Below are 22,636 nucleotides of genomic sequence, written 5' to 3' on the forward strand. Positions count from 1 at the left end.
CGGCACAGGCGGCCCTCGGGGTCGGCGTGATCGTCGAGGACGGCCGGGGACGCGTACTGCTGGGCCGGCACCACAGCGGTACGTGGGAGCTGCCGGGCGGGAAGGTCGACGCGACGCACGAGTCGATCGCCGCGGCGGCCGCCCGGGAGCTGCGCGAGGAGACGGGTCTGGTGGTCGACGAGGCGGCCGTGGACGTCGTCGCGATGGTCCACGACGTGATCGGCGGGATCAACCGCGTCAGCATGGCGGCCGTCGTGCGGCTCGCCTCCGGTGTCCCCGAGGTGACCGAGCCGCACCTGATCAGCGCCTGGCGGTGGACCGCGCCCGAGGAACTGCCGGCCCCGCTGTTCGATCCGTCGGCACAGATCCTCGCGGCCTGGCGACCGGATCTGGGCATCACCCACCCGCCCGCGCATGTGCTGCGGATCGCCCGGGACGAGAACCGCGCCTGACGCACCGCTCTCTCCGCTCGCGCGCTGCCCTGCTCCACAGATGCGGACCAATCGGCCCCAATGTATGAATAAGGGACCATCCGTGCGACAGGGAGTAGGCCCATGGACGATTACCCGCTCCTGGAAGTCTTTCTGACCATGCTGTACCTGTTCCTCTGGGTCATGTGGTTCTTCCTGCTGTTCAAGGTCGTCACCGACCTCTTCCGGGACCACTCGCTGAACGGCTGGGCCAAGGCGGGCTGGCTGGTCCTCGTCATCCTGCTGCCGTACCTGGGCGTACTGATCTACCTGATCGTCCGCGGTCGCAGCATGCACGAACGCGACGAGAAGCTGGCCAAGGACTCGGAGGCGGCGTTCCGCAACTACGTGCGCGAAGCGGCCACGAGCCAGGGCGGATCCGGCGGCAGCGACCATGTGAAGGATCTGGCGAAGCTCGCCGAACTCAAGGACAAGGGCGCGCTCAACCCCGAGGAGTACGAGCGGGCGAAGGCGAAGCTGCTCGCCTGACGCAGGGCTCCGGCCCTGGCACGAGGCCGAGGGCCGGAGCCCCGTTCGCGTGTTCTTCCACGTGTTCTATCGTGGGGTGACCTTCCAGGAGGAGCAGGCGTACATGAGGCGAGCGACGACCCCCGCGGCGGCCACCGTCGCGCAGCGCGGTCTGCTCGCGCTCCTGGTGGCCGCGGTCGGCCTGCTCTGCCTGCTCGGCCGGTCCTCCTCGCCGCAGGACGTGCCCCCTTCCGGCTCGATCTCGGTATCGCAGGCGGCCTCGGCTGCCGCCGTGCAGCCCTCGGCCGACGAGGGATCCACTCCGTGCGACAGGAAAACGGCGGTCGCCGAGAGCGTCGCGCCGCGCTCCGACGCCGCTGCTGGGGCCCTCCCGGCGGCCGGTTCGCCGCAGTGGACGGACGGCCCCGTACCGGCGGCCGGTACGGGTGCCTCGTTCTGCCGCGGCGGCCCCGCGCCACCTCATCCCGTCACCGCCTTCTCCGTTCTCCGGATGTAGGCCGGCCCTCGCGGTCGCGTCCTCGATCTCTTCCTTGATCTCTTCCATCCGGAAACGGAGATTTCCTCATGTCCTCTTCCCGGCGCTCCTTCAGCCGGGCGGGCGAGGCGCTGCGCGCGTGGCAGGCCGGGCAGTGGCTGGTGGCGGGGCTCGGCGCCCTGGCCACGGCCGTCGCCGTCGGCGTACCCACCGATGTGGTGCCCACCCCCCTGTTCGGCCGCTCGGTCCCCGTGCAGTGGTGGAACTATCCCGCCCTCGCCCTCACCGCCGTCCTGGCCGGACTCGTGCTGAGCACGTACGTCCGCCCGTCGGCCGCATCTCCGGCCGCATCGCCGTCCGCGCAACCTCCCGGGACCGTCCGGGACGGCCGTATGGGGGCTCTCGGCGGGGTGCTGTCGTTCTTCGCCGTGGGCTGCCCCGTGTGCAACAAGCTCGTGCTCGTCCTCCTCGGGTCGTCCGGAGCGCTGAGCTACTGGGCTCCCCTGCAGCCGCTGTTCGCGGTCGCGTCCGTCGCGCTGCTCGCGGAAGCGGCGCTGCGGCGCCTCTCCACCCAGCGGCTGTGCCCGGTCGTGCGCGCTCCGGAGGCCGGCGTTCCGGGCGGCTGACCGGGCGGGCCGCAGGGGCACGGTCGCCCCTGCGGCCCACGCGACCGTGTACGCCGGCGGACAGCCCGCGACCGCCCCCGGCATCACCGGGGACGAGACGGACACCACGAGGATCACCTACGTGACCGCCTCGGGCACCGACCGGGTCTTCGCCGCGACACGGGCGGCGGGCGGGGCCCGGACCGCGCGGTCCGCCGCGCCGGTGCGTGAGCGCGGACCGGCGCGCGGTGCGACGTGACTCGGCCTGCCGGACACCGCGCGGAACTCCCTCTACTACGCATTCCGTTGGGGAGCGATGCCGACGTCGGTCCCCGGATGGGCTCAGGGCCGGTTCGGGACGACAGGATCTGAGACTACGACCCCTTGGCCCATGACCTCGACGAGTTCCACCGGCCGCTCGGTTACGAACCGACGCCCCCCTCCCGACCCGGCGCGGACGCTACCCGAACGCCGGTGGCAGCACCTGATGCGATGGGGCCCGCTTCAGACTCGCCAGGTGGGTGTCGACCACCCGTACGGCCCAGTCCGTGCCCTCGCCCTGCCGGATCATGTGCAGAGCAAGCCCGTCCACCATCGCGTGCAGGCGCTCCGTCTCGACCCGGACGTCCTCCGGGCCCACCCCCAGGACGCGTACCACCCGTTCGCAGAGGTCCCTCACGGCTTGGTGCGCCCTGCGGTGCGTCGCACGCAGGTCGCCGTCCGCCATCGCCGCCGTGCCGAGGACCACGGTGATCTCCATCTCCAAGCGCCGGGGCTCATCGAGGGGCAGTAGTTCCAGCAGTACAGCCCGCGCCCAATCGGCGCCCGGCGCAATGGCGGCGACCCGGTCGGCCAGGCGCTCGACCACCATGTCGTACGCCCTGATCCGCAAGCTGGCCTGCGTCGGGAAGGTGTAGCGCAGCGAGCTCGGCGGCAGCCCCGCCTCGGCAGCGACCTTGCGCACCGACAGCGCCGGGATGCCCTCACGCACCAGAACTCTCCACGCCGCTTCCGCAACCCGGCGGTTGCGTTCATCGGTGTCGATCACACGAGGCATGACGCCATTGTCGCACGACTGTGCGACTACGTGCTACCGTAGTTTTTGGCACAGTCGTACGAAAACATGGAGAGGAACTGCACATGGCGTGGATCGTCTTGATCGCCTCCGCTGTGCTGGAGGCTGTCTGGGCCACCGCCCTGGGGATGTCCCAGGGATTCCGGCGGCTCGTGCCGACCGCTGTCTTCGCCGTCGCCATGACGCTGAGCATGGCGGGCCTGGCCTATGCGATGACCTCGTTGCCCACCGGCACCGCTTACGCGGTGTGGGTCGGTATCGGTGCCGTCCTGACCGTCCTGATCGCCGCCGCGCGGGGCCAGGAGAGGCTGACACCCCTGCGCGCGGCCCTGCTGGCCGGCCTGATCGGCTTCGTCGTCGGACTGAAAGCGGTGAGCTGACATGCCCTGGTTGATTCTCTTCATCAGTGCCGTGCTGGAGGCCGTCTGGGCCACCGCGCTCGGCGCCAGCGACGGTCTCTCCAAGCCCGTCGCGAGCGTGGTGTTCTTCATCGCGTTGGTCCTGAGCATGATCGGCCTGTCGCTCGCGGCGAAGCACATCCCCATCGGCGTCGCCTATGCCGTGTGGACCGGCACCGGTGCCGCCCTCACTGTGGCCTGGGCCATGTCCACCGGAGGCGAGGCGGCGAGCACGCTCAAGGTGCTGTTCCTGATCGGCATCATCGGCTGCATCGCCGGACTCAAGCTGTCCAAGCCGAGCCCGACCGGCAAGAACCCCCGCCCCCGTGGCACGGAAGACCAACCCGACAGCGCCGCGACACCGAACCAGACCCCTTGAGATCCGTCCCGGGCGACCAGGGCGGGCACCGCCCGGTCGTCGCGTCGGCGAAGGTCGCCGACGTACGCGCTGCCCTGGATCTACGACTGTCTCCAGTCGGGACGACAGGATGTGAACCTGCGACCCTACTCGCCCACGCCCTCGACCACCGCTTCGGCGACGGATTCCGCACCGCCGTCGCCCGACAGCCCCGGGAGACGCCCGTGGATCGCGCGGCCCGACGTCCCCGATCGTCGCCCCCGTCGGCGCCGGGCGCGGATGGGGTCGCCCGCAACGGCTGGTGATCCGGGTTCTGTGAGCGGATCTCCGACGCCGTTGAAAGGGGCGGACGCGCGACCTCCGCAGGCGGCACGGTCGGTTTTCCCCGGACTCATCGCGATTCGGTGGCTGCGTGGAGGGTCTGTCCGGCGGATTCCGCCGGACAGACCCTCGGTCCCGGGGAGGGCTCAGCGTTTCAGCATGAAGGTACGGAACGCGAAGCCTCCCGCCTTTGCCAGATCACAGGTCGACGGCCTGGCGATATCACGCCCGAGGGATGCCGGCCTCCGAATCCACGGCATGCACCTACCTCGTCGACCGGACCGCGACGAAACTCCGCTGGGACCTGAGCGCGGACGAGACCGAGCAGGCAGCCCTCCTGGAACTCGCCGAACCGTGCACCACGCCCGTCGTCGAGTACGAGCCAGCCGACTCAAGGAGACGGCCCCACCTTTGCCGCCGACGGCGGTCGCGGGGAAGCGGGAGGAGAGCTCGCCTTCCTCGTTCCCTGCCGCGCAGTGGTTCGCGCACGTTGATGTGCCAGGGCTGCTCGGCCACCTTCGCCGAACGGTGAAGGACCAGGGGCAGAGGGTGCCGCCCGCACATGCGTTCCGAGACTGAAAGACGTGCAGGAGCGCCAGCGGGATTGGGCAGGGAGGTGAAGTGCATATCGTCATTGCTGGCGGCCACGGCCGCGTCGCGCTCAAGCTCACACGTCTGCTCGCGGCCCGAGGGCACCGGATCTCCGGCATCATCCGCCGTTCGGGACAGTCCGGCGCCCTCCGAGCGGCAGGCTCTCAACCTCTCCTCCTGGACCTGACCACCGCCACACCGTGGCAACTCGCCACAGCCCTGACCGGAGCAGACGCTGTCGCCTTCGCCGGCGGCATCGGGCGGGGAGGCAGCACCCGGGCGCACCCGGTCGACCGCGACGCTCCCCTCACCGTCGCGGACGCCGCCGAGCTCGCCGGTGTGCGCCGCTACCTCATGCTGTCCGCCCTGGGTGCCGACCCTGCGATGAAGTACCCGGCCGATCCTGAGATCCAGGCCTTCATGCGAGGGAAGGGCGAGGTCGACAAGGACCTCGCGTCCCGCTCAGCCTTGGACTGCACGATTCTGCGCCCCAGCTACTTCCGGGACGGACCGGGCACCGGCCTGATCCGCCTCGCCGAGAGAACTGGCCCCGGTCAGGTGGACCGCGCGGACGTAGCCGCTGTCCTCGCCGCGCTGGTCGTGGCAACGGCGACGGCGGGCCGGACCCTGGAGCTCATCTCCGGCACCACACCGATCGACGAAGCCGTCGCCGCCGCCTGCCGCCGTTCGCCCGCCCACCTTCCTACGCCCCGCAGAGAGCAATCACGTCATGTCGACGGACCGGAAGCGGGCGGCCGGAGTAGCCACTTCGCAGGTGGTTGCCACGGGCCCTGCCCGCCCGCTTAGAACCATTCCTCGCCGCCCCAGGGCCAGGGCGCAGTGCCGGTACATCTCCTTGCCTGCGTCGAAGGAGCGGGTCTCACCCTCGGCCAGGTGCTCGTCGCCGATCTCCAGCTCCTGCGGACTCAGCCCTGATCGAGCGGGTTCGACATGGCCCGTTCCGACCACCCTCCCGCTACCAACTCCGCCGCCGCGCATCCTGGCTTCCGCTCCGCCTGGCCCTGGAACAGGTGCACGAAGGACTTGGCAAAGCCCCGTCGGGGATATGCCTCGACGAGCGCGTCCCTGAACGACGCGTCGAAGGCTTCCAGCCCCGACCCGGAGACATCCGCGCTGGTCCCCACCTGCAACAGCCGACTCTCCACGTCTGTTTCCGGCGCAACGTCGTCCCGCATATGGAGCACGATCAGCTCGGCCGCCCGATGGCGCCTCTCGGTCGGCCAACCAAGACCGGCCGTGAAGAGCCGCGCCAAGTGGCCACCAGCCTCCTCGAACGACAGCGTGTGGCTGTCGAAAGGCGGAGTGAGAGCCAAGTCGTGCAGCAACGCCGAGACGAAGAACAGCTCCCGGTCGAAGGCGAGGCCACGTGTCTCCGCCCAGGCCGCACCGAAGAAGTACGACCGCACAGAGTGGTGGTACAACGCGTCATCAGCGTATTCCTCACATACCAGTCGCGCTGCCTCTGCCGCCCGCCCCACAGGTACGCGCACTCCCGCAACCTCGATCAACATCTGCCTGCCCCCTTGCAACCGAACGTGATTTCGCGATGTGCAGCGTAGTAGTGCTTCGTTGGGTCTGCCGTCTTCGAGGACGCGGCTGGTGCCTAAGATGCGGTCATGGTGACCATCGACGTAGCTTCGGTCGCGAACGAGGACGAACTGCATCGGCTGCTTCAGCGCGAGTTCGACTTTCCGGACTTCTACGGCCGGAACTGGAGTGCCTTCTGGGACGCCGTCAGCGGCCTCGTTCTCGTCCCTGAACACGTGCGTTTCGCGGGTTGGGAGCTGTTGGCCGAGCGTGTGCCGGGCGGGGCCAAGATGCTGACCGATTGCCTTGATCGTTACCGCGACCTCCATCGGCCGGGTCTTCGGGTGGAGTACCTGTAGCCGGTGACGATTGCCCGTCCGTACTGGCAGATCTCGGCCGCAGGTGGCGCAGGTGCGTCGGCACATCCACCCCGGCGGGCCATTCCACCAGGACGGTGGAAGTGGGCAGGACACCGGCCCGCCGACGCTTCCTCGCTACCGGGCGGCTCCGCGCGCTTTTCCCTCCACGCGGTCGATGCTGCTGCCACGGGCCAGTTCACCGAGGTGAGCTGGCGGCAGGGCAACGGGCGAGCCGGGCCGTTGCCATAGGGCAGGCATCCCCGACGACGGCCGCGCCAGGTGCGGCCCTCGAAGTGGTCCAGCCCACGTTCCTTGCCTCGCGTTCTGGAGGGCGAACTCCGGCCCGCGTCAACCTCGTCGTGCGTGTGGCGCGTCAGCGTGCGCACACACGGGGTGGACAGTTGGTGAAGTGCGCGGTGTCTGCGACTTGCTGCGCGAGATCGCGGCGGTCTCCGATGCCGTGCACATTCCAGCCGCGCGTACACAGGTCGCACGGGCACACTGGCGTACGGCTCTTGGGTCATGACCTGGGTGACCGGGTTCATGAACGGGTCGATGCCGGTGCGCGGCTCGTTGCGGCCGAACACCTGCGCGTGGTGGACGTCGTAGGCGGCGAGGTGGGCCAGGGCGCCGCCGCGGCCGTAGGTGTGGTTGACACGCATCGCGCGGAGCCAGGGACAGAGCAGGCGCGGTGGGAGGCGCTCGCCGCGGCCATGAGCTTCGGCTACGCCGAGGAGAAGTTGTCCATCGGCCGGCTCGTCGTCTCCCCGGACCACACACCCGTCCTGCACCTCGCGTCCCGACGGTGACAGTCGGTCTGGCACGGCCCAAAGGGCGTCCCGTAGTCAGGCTGTGTCCCCAGAGCCCGCACGCAGTGCCCTTCTGAGGAAGCCCCCGGTCGCACTCGGGGGCGTGTCCTCGCTTCCGGCTGCCTGGCCCCCGCGAGCGCACTCCGCGGCCGACGGTACGTACCGCGGCGCCGTCGGCCGCTGGAGGCTCGGTGGTCGCGCGGAGCGTCTGGGTGTGCTGATGTGCGGGATGCGAGGGATCATCGGAGCATGAGTGGTGATGATCCACTGGCGCCTTCTGGAGAGTGGGGCGGGCGAATGCGGTCGGAGGCGGCCGCAGGCGGTGCCATGCCGTCGGCCTGGTCCTCGGGCTCGCCGGCCCGGCGGCGGAGGGAACGGCCGTGAATGAGGAGCGTCTCCTCATGCGGTACCAGGCGCTCATGGGGGCCGTGCCGCAGTCATTGTGGGTGATGTCGCCCAGCGGTGTCGTCACCGTGTTGTCCGGGGGCGGGATCGCAGAGAAGCTGTGGACTCCTGGCACTGATACCTCGTGGATGGATGCCGTGCATCCCAAGGACCGGGACTGGTTCCAGCGGGCGTGGCGCAGGGCCACGCGGCAGCGGTCCCCTCTCGACACGATCGTCAGGGTGCGGCTCGACGGCGCGGTCGATCGCTTCCGCCATGTCAAGATCATCGCTGCGCCTGTTGTCGACGAGGACGGTGAGCTGGAGTTTGTCGGGACGGCCAGCGACGCGGAGGAGCACTGGCGCGCCCGTATGCGGGAGAAGTTGCTGGCGCGTATGGCGGCGGTGCCCGCGGCCCGCGATCTTTCGGAAGCCTTTCTGACGACGGCGGCGGCTGTTGTGCCCGAGCTCGCTGATGCTGTGGCCATCTTCCGTGTCGTGGACGGCGTCGAGGCCGGTGTGCGGCCCGCCGACGCACCGGCCGCAACGTCGCCGGAGCGTGTGGGGCTCGCCCCCGGGCTGCCTTCCCTCCCCCGGCTGGACGCCGATTTCGTGCTGGGTCCGGTCGCCCGGCGGGCGATCGAGAGCCAGGAGGCTCGGCTGGTGGTCTTCCCCCCCGAAGGGCCTCCCGGGGACGGGCTTTCGGACGCTTCCGTGCGGTGGCTGCGGGAGGCCGGGGCGACTGGAGTGGCGTTGGTGCCCGTGGTGGTGGACGGCCGGACCGTCGCGCTGGCGACGATCGCGACCTGCCGGGGCAACCCGCCCCCGGACGAGGCCGACCTCTCGCTGCTGCGGGACGTCTTCCAGCAGATGAGCGGGCCGCTGCGCCGGACGATGGAGTTGCAGAACATCCGCGGCAAGGCGCTCGCACTGCAGCAGTCGTTCCTGGCGGCCCCGCCGGCCATCGACGGTCTCACGATCACCGCGCTCTACCATCCGGCGGACTCTGCGGCGGAGGTCGGCGGGGACTGGTACGACGCCGTCCGGCTCTCCGCCGACGCCCTCGCCCTGTCCATCGGCGATATCGCGGGGCACGACCTCGACGCGGCCATGGCGATGGCGCGGGTCAACAGCATCCTGAGAGGGCTCGCGTACGACAGCGGACCGGCCGCCAGTCCCGCTGTCACCCTGAGCCGTCTCGACCGCATCGTGCAGGCGCTCGACAGTCCATCGATGGTCACGGCGGTTCACGCGGTCCTGCGCCGCCAGACACACGGCGGCTGGCACATCGCCCTGTCCAACGCCGGGCACCCGCCGCCCCTACTGATCCCGGCGGACGCGCCGTCGCGGTATCTGCACGGCCTCACGGCCCCGGACCCGCCCCTGTGCGTCACCGACAGCCTCACCCGCGCCACCCTCGACGCAGACCTGCGTGAGGGCGACACCCTGGTGTTCTACACCGACGGGCTGGTGGAGACGCCGGACACGGACATCGGAGACAACCTCCGGCGGCTGCGTGAACGCTCCGATGCGCTGGCCCGCCGGGGCCCGCCGCTGCCCTCCCTGGTCCGCGGCCTTCTCCCACCTCTTCACCACCGCCGGGACGACATCGCCATCATCGCCCTCCAAGCCCGGCCGGACTCATGACCGCCCGTATCGAACATCTCATCGTTTGCGCCCGGAACAGGGCCTCTATACCGTCGAGAAGGCCCGTCCCCGGACGAAAGAGGCTCTGTATGAACACGCCGAACGACCGTCAGGGCGGACTGGCAACCACACGGGCCCACTCCGCACGGGTGTACGACTACATCCTGGGTGGCAAGGACCACTACCCCGTGGACGCGGAAGCGGGCGACGCCATGGCCCGGCACTGGCCCGCCCTCCCCGTGCACATGCTGGAGAACCGCCGGTTCATGCACCGCATCGCGCGCTTCCTGGCACAGGAACGGGGCATCCGCCAGTTCCTCGACGTCGGAACCGGCCTTCCGACCTCACCGAACCTGCACGAGATCGTGCAGGAGGTGGCTCCGGAATCGCACGTGGTCTACGTCGACAACGACCCCATCGTCCTCGCTCACGCCCGCGCCCTCCTGCAGAGTTCGCCCGAGGGCGCCACCGCCTACGTGGACGCGAACATGCACGACCCCGACGCCATCCTGGACAGCCCCGAGTTCCGGGATCTCATCGACCTGAACCGGCCCGTCGGCCTCATGGTGATCGGCATCATGCACTTCATCCTGCCCCCGGACGACCAGCGCCTGGTACAACGCCTGCTGGACCCGCTGCCCTCCGGCAGCTACCTGGCAATGACCATCGGCACCGCAGACTTCGCGCCCGAGGAGGTCAACCGGGTCGCCCAGGAGTACCGCCAGCAAGGCATGCCCTTCGTCCTGCGAGATCTGCGGACCGCCACGTCGCTCTTCGACGGCCTGGATCTCCAGGACCCGGGGGTCACCCAAGTGCACACCTGGCGCCCCGGCCCTGAGCAGAAAGGCATCGACGGCCGCGACATCGCCATGTACGGGGCAGTCGCCAGAAAGCCCTGAAACGATTCCTGCGTTCGTGCCGTCCCGACCTGCGACCGTCTGTTGGGTCGTGCCGTTGACTGCCTCCTGCCCGCGCCCGTCTTCGTGGTCTACTTACCCGGCCTGTTTCTACCCGGCCGCGCACCGGCACCGGCGGCGGCGTCGACCGGATACGGATTCCGTCATCGCCGGCCGCCACGTCAGCGAGCCCGGGCTCGTCGTACTCGGCATCCCCCCCGCCGACGAGGAGACCGCCCGCGCCCTGATGGACGGGCTGCAACGCGCCGACGTCTTCCAGGGAAATGTCGCCACCGGCGCGATCCGGCTGTGGCTCCGGGCCTGAGCAGACCTGTTGTCTCAGTCCCCGAGGAACCACAGGTAGAGGTGCTGTCCGTCGAGAACCGTCCGGCCCAGGTCCAGAAGCTCACGCGCGAACTCATCGGTGACCACGCCCGGAGGCAGGCGCGGTACTTCCGCAAGCAGGGTGGTCACCTGGCGGCTGTTGAAAACAGTGTCCGCGTACGGCAGCAGGTGCCCCAGCATCGGAAACACCGACTGGTCGAGCTCGGCCAGCTCCGGCCCCCAGACCACTCCATGCTTGGCGCGAGCCGCGATGGTGCCGTCCTCGCTACGGACCTGGAGATCAATCATGGTTCGAGCCTACGACCCCAAGATCCGCCGGACACCCCTGGGCCGGGGACACCGAATCCCGGATCCACGCCAGGCAGCGGTCTTCTTCACGTCCCGGTCGCGGGTGGGGTGTCGAACGTCGATGCGGCCGAGGCCGTGGCTTCATGGACAAATCCGTTGGTAGGCGACCCCGTCGGGCACATAGCGGTGCCATTCCCGCTCGGTCAGAGACCGGCCCGCGATGGCGCAGGCCTGGTCCTTGAGGGTGGCGAGGTCGTTGAAGGCGTCGGTGTTCCACAGCCGTATGGTCTCGTCGTCGCTGCTGGTGGCGAGGGTGTCCCCGTCCGGGGCGAAGACTGCCGAGCGCAGGACACCGGTGTGCCCGGTGAGCAGGGCCAGTTGCTGATGGGTCTCGACGTTCCACAGCCTGATCGTCCGGTCGTCGCCGACGGTCGCCAGGGTCTGGCCGTCGGGGCTGAAGACGGCCGACCAGACGGCGCCAGTGTGTCCGCTGAGGGTAGCGAGGCGGCGGTGGGTTCGTACATCCCACAGCCTTGCCGTGGTGTCCCTGCCGCTGCTGGCGAGCGTCCTCCCGTCCGAGGTGAAGGCTACTGACTGTGCGGCGTTGGTGTGCCCTGCGAGCGTTGCGGTGAGGCTGCGGTCCCGTACGTTCCACAGCCGTAGCTCGCCGTCCCAGCTCGCCGTTGCCAGGAGATCGCCGTCCGGGTTGAAGGCCAGGTCGCTGACCATGCCGGTCAGTCCGTCCAGGGCACCCAGGCGCTTGTGTGTCCGTGCGTCCCACAGCTGTACGGAGGAGAACTCGTCTCCGCCGGTCGCGAGGACCGTGCCGTCCGGGCTGAAGGCCATCAGCGGGCTCGCGCTGGTGAAGGACGCCAGTTGCCCATGGGTGCGCACACTCCACAGGCGGGTCGTCCTGTCGATGTAACTGCTGGTGGCGAGGTATTTGCCGTCGGGGCTGAAGAGGACGCGCTGCACGGGTCTGTCGTGACCCTTGAGACTGGCCAGGCGCCGGTGGCTGTGTGCGTCCCACAGCACGACTGACGCATCATCGTTGCTGCTCGCGGCGACGAACCGGCCGTCCGGGCTGAACCGCACCGTGTTCACCTCGCCGGTGTGTCCAGTGAGGCGGCCCACCGGCCGCTGCGTGCCGACATGGTGCAGATACACCGTCCCGTCGCCGGCGCCGGTGGCGAGCGTCTTTCCGTCGGGGCTGTAGTCCGCTGGGCGTGCCGAACCGCCTGGCCCGGCGAAGCTTGCGCGTGGCCGCCCGGCTCTCATGTCCCACAGCCGAACGGCGGCATCCTCGGATCCGCTGGCCAGCGTCGCGCCGTCCGGACTGAAGGCGAGTGCGTCCACCAACCCCGCATGCCCGTTCAGCACAGTCACGGCCGTGCGACCCCGCACGTCCCACAGTCTCACGGTGCGGTCCTGTCCCCCGCTGGCCAGAGTCCGGCCGTCCGGGCTGAAGGCCAGTGCGAAGACGGAGCCGTTGTGGCCGGTGAGCGTGGCCGTCGAGCGGCGTGTACGCACGTCCCACAGCTGTGTCGTCGCATTGCTCGCGCCCGTGGCCAGCGTGTCGCCGTCCGGGGAGAAGGCCAGCGAAGTCACCTGACCCGTATGTCCCGTCAGTGTGGCGAGACGCTTCCTCTCCACCGCATCCCAGAGTTGCACCTCGGACGCCTGGCTCTTTCTGTCCCGGACGTCCGAGGAGGTGACGGCGAACGTCGCGCCGTCCGGACTGAAGGCGAGGCCGTGGAGCTGCACGCCGTCGGTGCGGGGGTGGACTTGGAGTTCGTCGGTCTTCCGATGAGAACGGGCGTCCCAGATAAGGATCTCGCCCTGCTGGCCGCCGGTGACAATGCTGGCTCCATCCGGACTGAAGACCGCTGGGTCCCCGGCGCCGGTCAGGAGAGCGGTCTGCTTGCGCGTGCGGACGTCCCACACCCGGGCCTTCCAACGGTCGTGGCTGGTGACGAGGGTTCTGCCGTCGGGGCTGAACGCCACGTTGCGCACTTGGCTGCTGCGACTGTCGAGTTGCGCTACCTGCCGACGTCCCTGCACGTCCCACAGGCGGGCTGTGCCGTCGTTGCCGCTGGTCGCGAGCGTCTTGCCGTCCGGGCTGAAGGCGACCGACTCCACCGCTGCCGTGTGTCTCGCGAGAGTGGCGCGCAAGGGTGAGGACACCGCGGCCAGCAGTCGGGCGCGGGTCTGCGGAGTCGCTGAGACACGATCGGCGGCCAGAGCGAGACGAGCGGCCAGGGCGGGGTCGGCGATTGCCTGCTGACGGCTCTCCTCGGCCAGACTCCGGGAGGCGGCCAGCGCCTGCTGCTCGCTGCTGTCGCGGGCACTGCGGGTGGCCAGGGACGCCGCGACGACAACGAGCACGGTCAGCACGGCGAAACTCGCGAGGACCAGGCGACGCCGACGGACGCGGCGTTGTCGGACCTGGTCACTGACCGCCACGAACTCGGCTTCTTCGGCGGGGATCTCGTCGCCGCGTTCACCGAGCCACTTCCGGGCCCGGGCGATCTGCTCCCGGCCGAGGGCCAGGTCGCGCGAGCGGCCCCGCTCGTGCCAGAGCCGCAGCGAGCGGCGAAGCTCCTCCTGCCAGCTGCGGAACTCCCGGTTCTCCTCGATCCAGCGTCGCAGTCGCGGCCAGGTCTCCACCAGTGCTTGGTGCGCGAGTTCAGCGGTGTCCCGGCCCGTCGGGCGGCGCGTCACCACGACCAGCCGCGTGCTGGCCAGCCGGTGGATCAGCGCCCAGTCGCCCTCGGAGAACTCGGTGCGGGCGGCGACCCGGCGGGTGTCCGGGCCGCGTTCTCCGGCGTCGAGTTCCTCTCCGGGACGTACGAGCTGGATGAAGATCCGCTCCAGCGCTTGTCGCTCGGTCCTGTCCGCCCAGGCCCAGAGCCTCTGATCCGCGTCGCCCGCCAGGGCGCCCTGCACACCGCCGAGCTCCTGGTAGGCGGTGGTGGTCAGCCAGCCGCGTTCCTGCCGCTCCCACAGCCGGCTCAGGGCGTACTCCAGCATCGGCAGCGCCGCGGGACCGGGTGGAGCGTCCCGCAGTATCCGCTCGACCAGGCCGTCGGCGAACCGGATCCCCGCGCGGCCCGCCAGCGGTCCGGTGATCACCTGGGTCAGCTGGTTCCGCATCATCGGCTGCACCACCATCGACGTGGCGTCCCATGCCGTACGAAGGTGGGGCAGCTGCTCGATGTGCCGAAGGAAGTCGATCCGGACGACGACCACGGCCTGGGCGGGGCGGCTTCCGTCGGTGCGGCGGTCCGTCAAGACCCCGAGCATGGCGTCCAGCCGACGGGCGGTTCTCGGCGCATCGGTGAGAAGCGTCTCGAACTGGTCGGCCACCAGCAACAACCGGGACCGCCCTCTGTGCCGGGCCAGCGTCTGCTCCACAGCGGTACGGATGCCCTGCTCGTCGGTGAGTTGCCGGGCCAGCGCCGACCAGTGGTCGTACCAGTCGGCCCTCATGGTGTCCGCGTCTCCTGCCGAGGCCAGGGCCCAGGCGAGCAGTTCCTCGGCGGTGAGGCGCAGTCCCAGCGGGATGCGGGCGATCACGTAACGGTCGTGGTCGAGGCTCCCGAGCAGGCCGGCGCCGACCAGCGAGGACTTGCCGACCCCGGAGGGCCCGAGCACAGGCAGGAGGGGAACCTGCTGTTGGTCGAGGAGTTCGAGCAGCCGCTGCGTCTCGTTCCCACGGCCGTGGAAGACGGCGCGGTCGTGCTCGGTGAACGGCAGCAGCTCCCGGTACGGGCTGTCCGCCAGCAGCCTCCTGCGCAGCTGGGGCCATTCCCGGGTGAGAGACTCCACGGTGAGCGCGTATCCCGTCCGGCGCCGCTGGTCCCCCTCGACGGCGACGACGACGCCGATGACACCGCCGTACTCCTCGTCCCACACCGGCGCTCCGCTGAAGCCGCCGGCCAGCGAGAACGGTACGTTTTCGTCGCAGGTCAGCTGCCACCAGCCAGTACCCTCGCGGCCCTCGATGGTGCCGCGGGTCCAGATTCCGGCGTCCTTGGTGCCACCTCGTCCCGAGTACTTCGGGAACCCGAAGGCCCGCCAGCGGTGCCCGGCCAGATCGTCCGCCTCCACGATCCGCAGAGGGACGGCCCCCGGCGGGGGCTCGCCGGTCAGCTGCAGGACGGCGACGTCACCGCTGCTGTCGTCGGCCACCGGCACGCTGAAGTGCACAGTCGCCGAGACCTCGGGGTGCCCGGGCAGCAGTGGGAAGTCCAGGGTGACCGGGAAGAGTTCGGGCAGTGGCTCGTCCTCCGGAAGGTCGGCGGTGGAGGCGACGACATGGGCGCACGTGAGCAGCAACCGGTCGGGGATCAGGAACGCCACCCCGACCGGACGGCCCCCGTGCAGCACCCGGGCCGTTCCGCGCTCCCACGCGTGGTCCGGCTCCGCTGCCGGTGTCACGTACCGCCCTCGGTCCGGCTCCACTCCAGTTCCAGCTTGATGTGCGCGTCTCCGGATCCCTTCGCCACCACCAGGCCCGCCTCGGCTGTCACCCGAAGCCCGAACTCCGCACGGACGTGATCAGGGCTGCGTGGCAGATCCGCCAGCCGCTCCAGCATGGTCGCGGCCACCCGCTGGACCCGCGCCATGCCCGACTCGAACGTGTCGGCGGACGCCTCGAAGAGCCCGTCGCCGCGGCTCGCCCGGATCACCCCGGCCCCCTGGTCATCGGGCAGCTCGACGACGAAGACCTCGCCGTCCTCGAAGGGCACACTCAGGTACACGCGGCAACCTCTCTGGACCATCAGGTCACTTACGAATTGCGGCAGTTGAGCAGATCTTCTCGGGCCCGACATGTACCGCCCCCGCCGTCGGCGGCCTGCGGGTGCGCCCGCCCCCCGGTTCACGATTCTGTGCATCACGCTGCCGCCGGCTCCGGCTACCGCAACTACCTCTGGGTGCCACCATGGTGATCCCCATCCCGGTGTTTGTCCGGATGTTCAAGTATGAGCAGCCTAATCATGGCGAACAAGGCCGCGTGGCCAATTCAACGGGCCGGTGCCAAGTAGACCGGCACCGCTTCACTGTGGTGCGTACTCAGCGCGGGGAGTCGGTCACGACCAGCCCTCACGCCCCGAACCTCGGCGATCGTGCGTACTACCACCGCACGCTGCTGCTCAACGCCATGGAGGACGCAGGTTTCACCAACCATGCGACCGAGTTCTGGCACTTCCCGGCAGCGGACCGGTACGACGCGCTGATGCGGCGGGAGCCACATGCGCTCTACGGAGCAATCGAACTTCGTTAGCGTGCCGACACCCTCGTCCGCTTCCTCGCCGCCCGCACGGATCCGGCAACACAGGAGCATGCCCACCACGCCCCGACCCGGTAGTGATCCCAGGACTGCAACGGACAAACCACATCGAACGGAGGAATGCGTGCCTGACGACACCCAGCAAGCGAATCCAGCTGTCCCGAGCCCGGCGGCCGGAGACGAATCCCACGAGCACCCCGCCAAGTGGAAGCAGGCCGCAAGACGGTCGAGGTGATGGTGGCCGCTCCGAGGAAGCGCGTCGTCGCGGTCGGTGACACGGTTGTCTTCCGGGATCGGGACACCGGGCGGGAACTCGATGTCGTCGTGCAGCGGATCACCCCCTACCGCTCCTTCGAGGACCTGCTCAGCTCGGAGAACCCTGCGCGCATCGACCCGGACGGGCCGCCCGGAGAGCTGCCCGCCGTCCTCCGCAGCGTCTACCCGCCAGACAGGGAAGCCCTCGGCGTTCTCGCCCTCGCCTTCAATCACCGCCCGGCCCGGCCCGGCCGCCCCATGCCGATGACGCCCCAGGCGTACGCGCAGACCGTCCCCCACCACACGGTGTACGGCTGCCTGTACATCCGCGACGAACACGACCGGCCGATTCAGCTCCGCTCGGTCTACGGCTCGCGGCTCTGGCAGTTCCCGGGCGGCGACCTCGACGCTCCCGGCGAGGATCCTCTACAGACCGCCCTGCGCGAGACGGTCGAGGAAACGGGCATCGAACTCGGTCCGGACACTCCGACGCTCCTCCTGACGCACTTCCTGCACGCCGGGCCGCGACTGCCGCTGAACAAGGTGGGGCTCATCTTCGACGGAGGGCAGCTGACCGCCGACCAGCTCGGCCGGATCCGACTCGATCCCGCCGAGCACGACATGTGGGCTGTCCACGACCTACTGACCTGGCAGGAGCTGATGGCTCCGCGTGCCTTCGACCGCCTCGACGCCGTCGAGCGAGCCCGCCATGGCGAGGGCCCCTCCTATCTGTTCACGCACACCTGACGTTTCTCACCGCTCACCCAGGAGGCACCGTGCTCGCAGAGGACATCAACACTCGGGCCTGGCAGATCAACGGCCGGCGCCAATTGGCCCGTGGCTACACCCCTCCCGACCCCTACCGGCTCGGCTGGATGCCCGAGGAAGGGACCGGTTCGGGTGCAGAAGCCCTTGGCGACGTCAAAGGCCGCCGCGTCCTGGACATCGGTTCCGGAGCCGCCCACCACGCCGTTCGCCGACGCGGGGGTCCGAGTACACGTCCTCCGCAGGATCGCCGGCCACGGTTCACTGACCACCACCCAGCGCTACCTGCACCCGGACGTCCACAAGATCACGGCCGCCGGAGCGGCGCTCTCGGCCCACTTCAGCGCGCTGCGCGCACCACGCTCGCTGCCGAGCCCCATCGTCATGACCCGCTGACCCGGAGACCCGGTCAAGGACGCCGGACCTCCAGCTGGTCCCCAACTGGTCCCCAGAAATGATCCAGGGCCGGTTTCGGATTACTCCGAAACCGGCCCTGGATCTACGACTGTCTCCAGTCGGGACGACAGGATTTGAACCTGCGACCCCTTGACCCCCAGTCAAGTGCGCTACCAAGCTGCGCCACGTCCCGTCGCGTTTCCGCCGGTTTTCCCCGGTTGACCGCGCAGGACAAACATTACCTCACTCCGAGGACCGTATCGACGCCCGTGCCTGTTGGGCGCGGGCGGCCAGCCCCTCGGCGCCGCAGGCCATCGCCTGCTTCTGGGCGCGGGCGAGCTCCCGGTGCGAACCGATCGCGATGCCGTAGTCGACCCGGGCGAGAGCGTGCTCGTAGGCGGAGGGGGACTTCTCCAGGTGTCCCACCGCCTCGGCCAGCAGTTGCGCGGACCGTTCCGGGGGCGCGAAGAGGGCGACGCAGCGCAGCGCCTCCCCCATGGCGGTGGGCGTGCCGAATCTTTCGGCGTGCACGCGGTTCCGGGCGGCGAGGTGGGCCGCGCGGGCCGGGTCGTCATCGGCCAGGGCCCGCGCCAGGTCGCCGGCCCAGGGAGCCCAGACGCCGTTGAAGCGTTCGCGCGACTCCAGAGCGGCGCCCGCCGCTTCGAGCTCCGCGATCGCGTCCTCCCTGCGGCCCTCCGCCAGCAGCAGGCGGCCCCGCATGGACGGACCGTCGGGCAGCACCATGGCGCTGGGGTAGGGCGGGCCGAAGTCGTAGCGGTCGGCGATACGGCGGGCCTCCTCGGTGCGCCCGCGGGCCAGCAGGGTGTCGATGAGCAGGCAGGCCGCGTCCCAGTGGACGGGGAGTCCGGAACCGACGCGGTCGGCGAGGCGGAGCCCCTCGCGCAGGAAGCCCTCGGCCTCCGCGAGACGGCCGCGACGGCGGTGGACCATGCCGAGCAGGGTGTGCGCGAACGCCAGGTGGGCTCCGCTCCAGCCGGAGATCTCGAAGGCCCGGACCGCTTCGCCGAAGAGGCTCTCGGCACGGTCCAACTGGTCGACGAAGGTGTAGGCGATACCGACCATGGTGGGGAGTTCGAAACCCCACTCGGAGTCGGTCCAGCCGAGCCCCCGGGCGGGACTGCCGTCGATCAGCGCGCGTTCGCACAGGTCCACGATGAGCTGGGCGTTCTCACCGCGCACCATGGCGTCGAAGGCCCGCAGCGTGAGCAGCGCCCGCTCCGCGTTGTCGCGGCCCTTGAGGTGGTCGGCGTTACGGGCGAGCCGCCGGGAGCGGGCCGGTCCATCGTCCTCGGTGGCCTGCATGCCCTCCCACATGAAGTGCGCGGCCTGCAGCCGCATCAGCCCGGAGCCGGGTGCGGTGCGCGCGGCCTCGGCGGCCAGCGAGAGCGCCGCGTCCTTGAGCTGGTTGTTGTGGGCGAGCGCGGCGGCGAGCCGGAAGGTGGCGTCGACCCGCAGCCCGTCGTCGAGCCCCGGCATGTCCAGGGCGGCGCGCAGGTGCTGGACCGTGGTGGGCGGCGAGCTCAGCAGCGTCGCACAGCCCAGCTCGTACAGGAGGACCGCCCGGTCCTTGGGGCGCGGCGGCTCTTCCAGCGCCCGTTCCAGGCAGCGCCGGGCCGCTTCGGGCGCACCGACGGCGAGGTGCTGGCCGGCGGCTTCCCGCAGTTGCGCGACCAGTTCCTGGTCGTCGTCCGGGTGGACCTCCAGCAGGTGCCGGGAGGCCGCTGCGGCGCCCAGGCCGGCCCGGGTGATCGCCCAGGCGGCGCGCCCGTGCATGGCGGTGCGGGTGGCCGGCGGGATCGAGCGGTAGACCGCCGTCGCGATCAGCGGGTGGACGAACTCCAACGGGTCGAAACCGCTGACGATACGGGCGTCACGCAGCCGGGCCGTGCAGTCGGCGGCCTCCGCCGAGCTCATTCCGGCGAGGGTGGCGGCCAGTTCCTGCGAGATGTCGGTACCCAGCACCGCGGCGGCCCAGGCGAAGCGGTTGGCGTTCGTGCCGAGCCGCTCCAAGCGGGCGACGAGGCCGCTGCCCCTGGCGGACGCGCCGAGCTCGCGCAGTTCGCCCGCGGATTCCTCCACCGGCGGCAGTTCGCGGTCCTGGACCTTGGCGACCAGTTCGACCGCCTCGTACGGATTGCCTCCGGTGACGGCCCACACCTCACGGCAGAACGGGTCGTCGGCGTGATCACCGAGGCCCGCGCGGACCAGTACGGCGGTGGCGTCCGGAGTCAGGGCCCGCAGGGCGACCCGGGTCACCGTCCCCTCACTGCCGAAGCCGCGCTCGGCCGCGCGGTCGGCGATGTAGTTGGCGTCGCGCTCGGCCAGCTCCTGCGGGCGGTGGGCCTGCACCACCAGGAGCGGCAGTTCACCGAGGCGGGCGGTGAACGAGGCCAGCCAGGCCAGGGATTCACCGTCCGCCCAGTGCGCGTCGTCCACGATGAGCAGTAACGGCCGGTGGCTGAGCCGGGACGCGAGCCGGCCGACGACGAAGTCCAGGCCGTCGCGCACACCCTGCGGATCGGGCTGCGGCCCGCTCGGCTCGGCGAGTCCCAGGGCCGGGGCGGTCGTCTCGTACCAGTCGCCGAACAGGGCACGGGTCTCGTCGGGCGGGAACTGATCCAGTGCGGGCTGCAGCAACTGCCGTACGACGTGGAACGGTACGGAGGTGACGGTCTCGCCTCCCCGGGCGGACCAGACGGTGCAGCGGTCGGCGGCCATCCGCCGGATCTCCGCGAGCAGTGCGGTCTTGCCGATCCCCGCCTCTCCGCTGAATACCAGGAGTCCGCCGACGGCCTGCGCACCGCAGAGGGCGTCAACCGCCTCCGCGGCGGCGGCGAGTTCCGGTTCACGCTCGTACAACGGCTGGGACGGCTTCATGCCCACCCTTCCCACAGAGGCAGTCTTCTCGACGGTCGAGCCTAGTCGTGCGCGGGTGCTCGTCGACAGGGTTCGCGCGATTCTCCGCAGGTGCGGGGCACAATCGAGTGGTGAACGAGACGCGCAGAGACCGTGATGCCGAGGGCCGGGCGCGCAACGCGCGCCCCCGTGACGGACTGGGACGCCCCCTGCCGTACGGCACACCCGGCGTCGAACGACAGCCGGAGGGGGTCGTCCGCACGCCCTCGGAGACGCTCCGGGAGGCGCAGCGACTGCTGGACGCGGGAATGCCGTTCCACGCGCACGAGGTCTTCGAGGACGCCTGGAAGTCGGGCCCGGAGGACGAGCGCGAACTCTGGCGGGGGCTGGCCCAGCTCGCGGTGGGGCTGACCCATTCCGCGCGGGGCAACACCGCGGGCGGCGCGCGGCTGTTGCGCCGGGGCGCGGGGGCGCTCGCCCCGTTCACCGCGTCCGGGCCGCACGGCATCGCGGCCGCGGGGCTGTCCGACTGGGCGCGGCAGTTGGCGGACCGGGTGGAGGCAGGCCCGACGATTGACGCGGCGGCCGAGGCGCCGCGCCTGCGGAGGTAGCCCGAAGGCCGTAGCCGGGGCCGGTCCCGAGGCGGGGCCAGGAGCGGAAGAACCGGCTCCGCGGGCCCCGGCTCCGTGCAGCTACTACGATCCGGCTCCATGAGCACTTCTGACCAGGATCAGGACCAGCACCGGGACCAGCGCGAGGAGGACGGGGCCGCCGACTCCCCGATAGCCGACGCCGTCGCGGAGACGGAAGCGGACACGGCGACGGCTGCGGCTGCGGTCGGAGGCGGCGCTGATGGTGAGGGCGGGAAGAGACTCACCCCGCGCCAGGCCCGGCGGCTGCGGATCGTGCTCTCCTCGGTGGGCATGGCGGCGATGGCCCTCGTGCTCGGGCTGCGCATCGCGAGCCGCTCATCGGTGCTCGTCGTCGGCGTCTACGGGCTCGCGCTCATCCTGTGCGGCGTGGTGATCGAGCTGAGCAGGAACGGACGCACCCGACTGGCCAGCTGGCTGCTGGGGACCGGGCTGCTGGCCGCCGTGGGAGCGGACTGGCTGCTGCTTCCCTGAGAAGGCGGTCCAGCTGCCTCAGACCAGCAGCAGTTGAAGTCCGCCGACCACCGTCGCACCGATGACGATCCGGTCGAAGACCTTCTGGTTGATCCGGTCGACGCACACCCGGCCCAGGTAGGCGCCGGGCAGGACGAACAGCAGCAGGCAGGCGTCGAGCAGCAGGGAGCGGGCGTCGATCAGGCCGAGGCCCACGCTGAACGGCACCTTGGACACGTTCAGGATCAGGAAGAACCAGGCCGAGGTACCGAGGAAGCCGAGCTTGCGGAAGCCGGCCGAGAGCAGATAGAGCGACATCACCGGCCCGCCGGCGTTGGCGACCATCGTGGTGAACCCCCCGAGAACCCCGTAGCCGCGCGCGGCGGTCCGGCCGGTGCCGGTAGCGGCTTCGTCGCCCGCGGCGGGCCCGGTGTCCGCCTCGGCCCCGGTGCCCGCCTCGGCCCCGGTCTCCTTCTCCGCGATCCGGCGGCGCCACAGCGTCACGCCCGTCATGAACAGCAGGATCGCGCCGATGGAGGTACGGACCGCCGCGTCGTCGGCCCACAGCAGGAAAAGGGTGCCCATCACGACGCCCACGGCGACGGCGGGGAACAGCCGCAGCAGGGTGGGCCAGTGGGCGTGACGGCGGTAGACGTGTACGGCGAGGAGATCGCCGACGATGAGGATCGGGAGCAGTACCCCGGTCGATTCGCGGGCCGGGAGAACGGCCGCGAAGACCGCGAGGCTGATCGTATTGGCACCGCTGACAGCTGTCTTGGAGAAGCCGACGAGGGTGGATGCCGCCGCGAGTGCGGCCAGTTGCCAGAGGCTGATGGTGTCCATGTCGGGAAAGATGGTAAGCGCACCGGTTTTCCGGCCGACGCGCCTAC

Annotated in this window: 24 protein-coding genes, 1 tRNA gene and 1 pseudogene; 18 read left to right on the plus strand and 8 right to left on the minus strand. The window is 70.4% G+C overall.

Annotation, left to right across the window (positions count from 1 at the left end; translation table 11 throughout):
• The 5 genes from HET64_RS06425 to HET64_RS06445 all read left to right on the plus strand — a co-directional run.
• Positions 1-452: NUDIX hydrolase (locus HET64_RS06425; RefSeq protein WP_251144881.1), on the plus strand; the 452-nt coding region annotated here is incomplete at its 5' end.
• 102 nt (positions 453-554) lie between these two features.
• Positions 555-959: an SHOCT domain-containing protein gene (locus tag HET64_RS06430; RefSeq protein ID WP_215103071.1), complete on the plus strand. Its 405-nt coding sequence runs from the start codon at positions 555-557 to the stop codon at positions 957-959.
• 103 nt (positions 960-1,062) lie between these two features.
• Complete coding sequence (locus HET64_RS06435; protein WP_251144882.1) at positions 1,063-1,455, plus strand: hypothetical protein; 393 nt, start codon at positions 1,063-1,065, stop codon at positions 1,453-1,455.
• 68 nt (positions 1,456-1,523) lie between these two features.
• Positions 1,524-2,060: a hypothetical protein gene (locus tag HET64_RS06440; RefSeq protein WP_215103073.1), complete on the plus strand. Its 537-nt coding sequence runs from the start codon at positions 1,524-1,526 to the stop codon at positions 2,058-2,060.
• A 46-nt stretch (positions 2,061-2,106) separates the two neighbouring features.
• Positions 2,107-2,298, plus strand: coding sequence for a hypothetical protein (locus HET64_RS06445; protein WP_215103074.1), 192 nt, complete (start codon positions 2,107-2,109; stop codon positions 2,296-2,298).
• Positions 2,299-2,499: 201 nt separating this feature from the next.
• Here HET64_RS06445 and HET64_RS06450 read toward each other — a convergent pair whose 3' ends face one another.
• Positions 2,500-3,096: a TetR/AcrR family transcriptional regulator gene (locus tag HET64_RS06450; RefSeq protein WP_215103075.1), complete on the minus strand. Its 597-nt coding sequence runs from the start codon at positions 3,094-3,096 to the stop codon at positions 2,500-2,502.
• Positions 3,097-3,179: 83 nt separating this feature from the next.
• On the opposite strand from HET64_RS06450, the gene HET64_RS06455 reads away from it, so the two are divergent.
• The 3 genes from HET64_RS06455 to HET64_RS06465 all read left to right on the plus strand — a co-directional run bounded on the left by HET64_RS06455 (position 3,180) and on the right by HET64_RS06465 (position 5,589).
• Positions 3,180-3,494 carry a multidrug efflux SMR transporter gene (locus HET64_RS06455; protein WP_215103076.1) on the plus strand — a complete coding sequence of 105 codons (315 nt, stop codon included), beginning with the start codon at positions 3,180-3,182 and terminating at the stop codon, positions 3,492-3,494.
• A gap of 1 nt (position 3,495) precedes the next feature.
• Positions 3,496-3,891, plus strand: a complete 396-nt coding sequence (locus HET64_RS06460; RefSeq protein WP_251144883.1) for a multidrug efflux SMR transporter — start codon at positions 3,496-3,498, stop codon at positions 3,889-3,891.
• A gap of 921 nt (positions 3,892-4,812) precedes the next feature.
• Positions 4,813-5,589 carry an NAD(P)H-binding protein gene (locus HET64_RS06465; RefSeq protein ID WP_215103077.1) on the plus strand — a complete coding sequence of 259 codons (777 nt, stop codon included), beginning with the start codon at positions 4,813-4,815 and terminating at the stop codon, positions 5,587-5,589.
• A 119-nt stretch (positions 5,590-5,708) separates the two neighbouring features.
• Here the strand turns inward: HET64_RS06465 and HET64_RS06470 are convergent, their stop codons facing one another.
• Positions 5,709-6,314 carry an HD domain-containing protein gene (locus HET64_RS06470; RefSeq protein WP_251144884.1) on the minus strand — a complete coding sequence of 202 codons (606 nt, stop codon included), beginning with the start codon at positions 6,312-6,314 and terminating at the stop codon, positions 5,709-5,711.
• Positions 6,315-6,419: 105 nt separating this feature from the next.
• On the opposite strand from HET64_RS06470, the gene HET64_RS06475 reads away from it, so the two are divergent.
• The 5 genes from HET64_RS06475 to HET64_RS06495 all read left to right on the plus strand — a co-directional run bounded on the left by HET64_RS06475 (position 6,420) and on the right by HET64_RS06495 (position 10,749).
• Positions 6,420-6,689 carry a barstar family protein gene (locus HET64_RS06475; RefSeq protein WP_215103078.1) on the plus strand — a complete coding sequence of 90 codons (270 nt, stop codon included), beginning with the start codon at positions 6,420-6,422 and terminating at the stop codon, positions 6,687-6,689.
• A 593-nt stretch (positions 6,690-7,282) separates the two neighbouring features.
• Positions 7,283-7,498 (plus strand): hypothetical protein, encoded by a 216-nt coding sequence (locus tag HET64_RS06480; RefSeq protein ID WP_215103079.1) that lies wholly within the window; start codon positions 7,283-7,285, stop codon positions 7,496-7,498.
• Positions 7,499-7,878: 380 nt separating this feature from the next.
• A complete protein-coding gene (locus HET64_RS06485) occupies positions 7,879-9,528 on the plus strand; it encodes a SpoIIE family protein phosphatase (protein ID WP_215103080.1) in 1,650 nt (549 codons plus the stop codon).
• 89 nt (positions 9,529-9,617) lie between these two features.
• Positions 9,618-10,427, plus strand: a complete 810-nt coding sequence (locus HET64_RS06490; RefSeq protein WP_215103081.1) for an SAM-dependent methyltransferase — start codon at positions 9,618-9,620, stop codon at positions 10,425-10,427.
• A 49-nt stretch (positions 10,428-10,476) separates the two neighbouring features.
• Positions 10,477-10,749, plus strand: coding sequence for a DUF6207 family protein (locus HET64_RS06495; protein WP_215103082.1), 273 nt, complete (start codon positions 10,477-10,479; stop codon positions 10,747-10,749).
• Between the two features lie 14 nt (positions 10,750-10,763).
• Here the strand turns inward: HET64_RS06495 and HET64_RS06500 are convergent, their stop codons facing one another.
• The 3 genes from HET64_RS06500 to HET64_RS06510 all read right to left on the minus strand — a co-directional run bounded on the left by HET64_RS06500 (position 10,764) and on the right by HET64_RS06510 (position 15,820).
• A complete protein-coding gene (locus HET64_RS06500) occupies positions 10,764-11,057 on the minus strand; it encodes a hypothetical protein (RefSeq protein WP_215103083.1) in 294 nt (97 codons plus the stop codon).
• A 141-nt stretch (positions 11,058-11,198) separates the two neighbouring features.
• Positions 11,199-15,497, minus strand: a complete 4,299-nt coding sequence (locus HET64_RS06505; RefSeq protein WP_215103084.1) for a trypsin-like peptidase domain-containing protein — start codon at positions 15,495-15,497, stop codon at positions 11,199-11,201.
• Positions 15,494-15,820 carry a CU044_2847 family protein gene (locus HET64_RS06510; RefSeq protein ID WP_215103085.1) on the minus strand — a complete coding sequence of 109 codons (327 nt, stop codon included), beginning with the start codon at positions 15,818-15,820 and terminating at the stop codon, positions 15,494-15,496. The genes HET64_RS06505 and HET64_RS06510 overlap by 4 nt, the downstream gene beginning before the upstream one ends.
• 182 nt (positions 15,821-16,002) lie before the next feature.
• On the opposite strand from HET64_RS06510, the gene HET64_RS38800 reads away from it, so the two are divergent.
• From HET64_RS38800 to HET64_RS06525, 3 genes and pseudogenes are all read left to right on the plus strand, one after another.
• Positions 16,003-16,344, plus strand: coding sequence for a M15 family metallopeptidase (locus HET64_RS38800; protein ID WP_251144885.1), 342 nt, complete (start codon positions 16,003-16,005; stop codon positions 16,342-16,344).
• 210 nt (positions 16,345-16,554) lie between these two features.
• On the plus strand, positions 16,555-17,352 hold the full coding sequence (locus tag HET64_RS06520) for an NUDIX domain-containing protein (protein ID WP_308369856.1): 798 nt from the start codon (positions 16,555-16,557) through the stop codon (positions 17,350-17,352).
• 219 nt (positions 17,353-17,571) lie between these two features.
• Positions 17,572-17,766: pseudogene (locus tag HET64_RS06525) on the plus strand (site-specific integrase); the annotation flags it as partial.
• A gap of 119 nt (positions 17,767-17,885) precedes the next feature.
• On the opposite strand, the gene HET64_RS06530 reads toward HET64_RS06525, so the two are convergent.
• Positions 17,886-17,959 (minus strand) — tRNA-Pro (locus tag HET64_RS06530).
• Positions 17,960-18,009: 50 nt separating this feature from the next.
• Positions 18,010-20,664, minus strand: coding sequence for an AAA family ATPase (locus HET64_RS06535; protein WP_215103086.1), 2,655 nt, complete (start codon positions 20,662-20,664; stop codon positions 18,010-18,012).
• A 110-nt stretch (positions 20,665-20,774) separates the two neighbouring features.
• Between HET64_RS06535 and HET64_RS06540 the strand changes: the two genes are divergently transcribed.
• Both HET64_RS06540 and HET64_RS06545 read left to right on the plus strand, forming a co-directional pair.
• On the plus strand, positions 20,775-21,254 hold the full coding sequence (locus HET64_RS06540; protein ID WP_215103087.1) for a DUF309 domain-containing protein: 480 nt from the start codon (positions 20,775-20,777) through the stop codon (positions 21,252-21,254).
• A 99-nt stretch (positions 21,255-21,353) separates the two neighbouring features.
• Positions 21,354-21,767, plus strand: a complete 414-nt coding sequence (locus HET64_RS06545) for a hypothetical protein (RefSeq protein ID WP_215103088.1) — start codon at positions 21,354-21,356, stop codon at positions 21,765-21,767.
• An 18-nt stretch (positions 21,768-21,785) separates the two neighbouring features.
• Here the strand turns inward: HET64_RS06545 and HET64_RS06550 are convergent, their stop codons facing one another.
• The gene (locus HET64_RS06550; RefSeq protein ID WP_215103089.1) at positions 21,786-22,589 is read right to left on the minus strand and encodes a sulfite exporter TauE/SafE family protein; all 804 of its coding nucleotides are present in this window, start codon (positions 22,587-22,589) and stop codon (positions 21,786-21,788) included.
• Positions 22,590-22,636 lie beyond the last annotated feature (47 nt).

Source organism: Streptomyces sp. McG3, assembly GCF_018619185.1.
GTDB lineage: Bacteria > Actinomycetota > Actinomycetes > Streptomycetales > Streptomycetaceae > Streptomyces.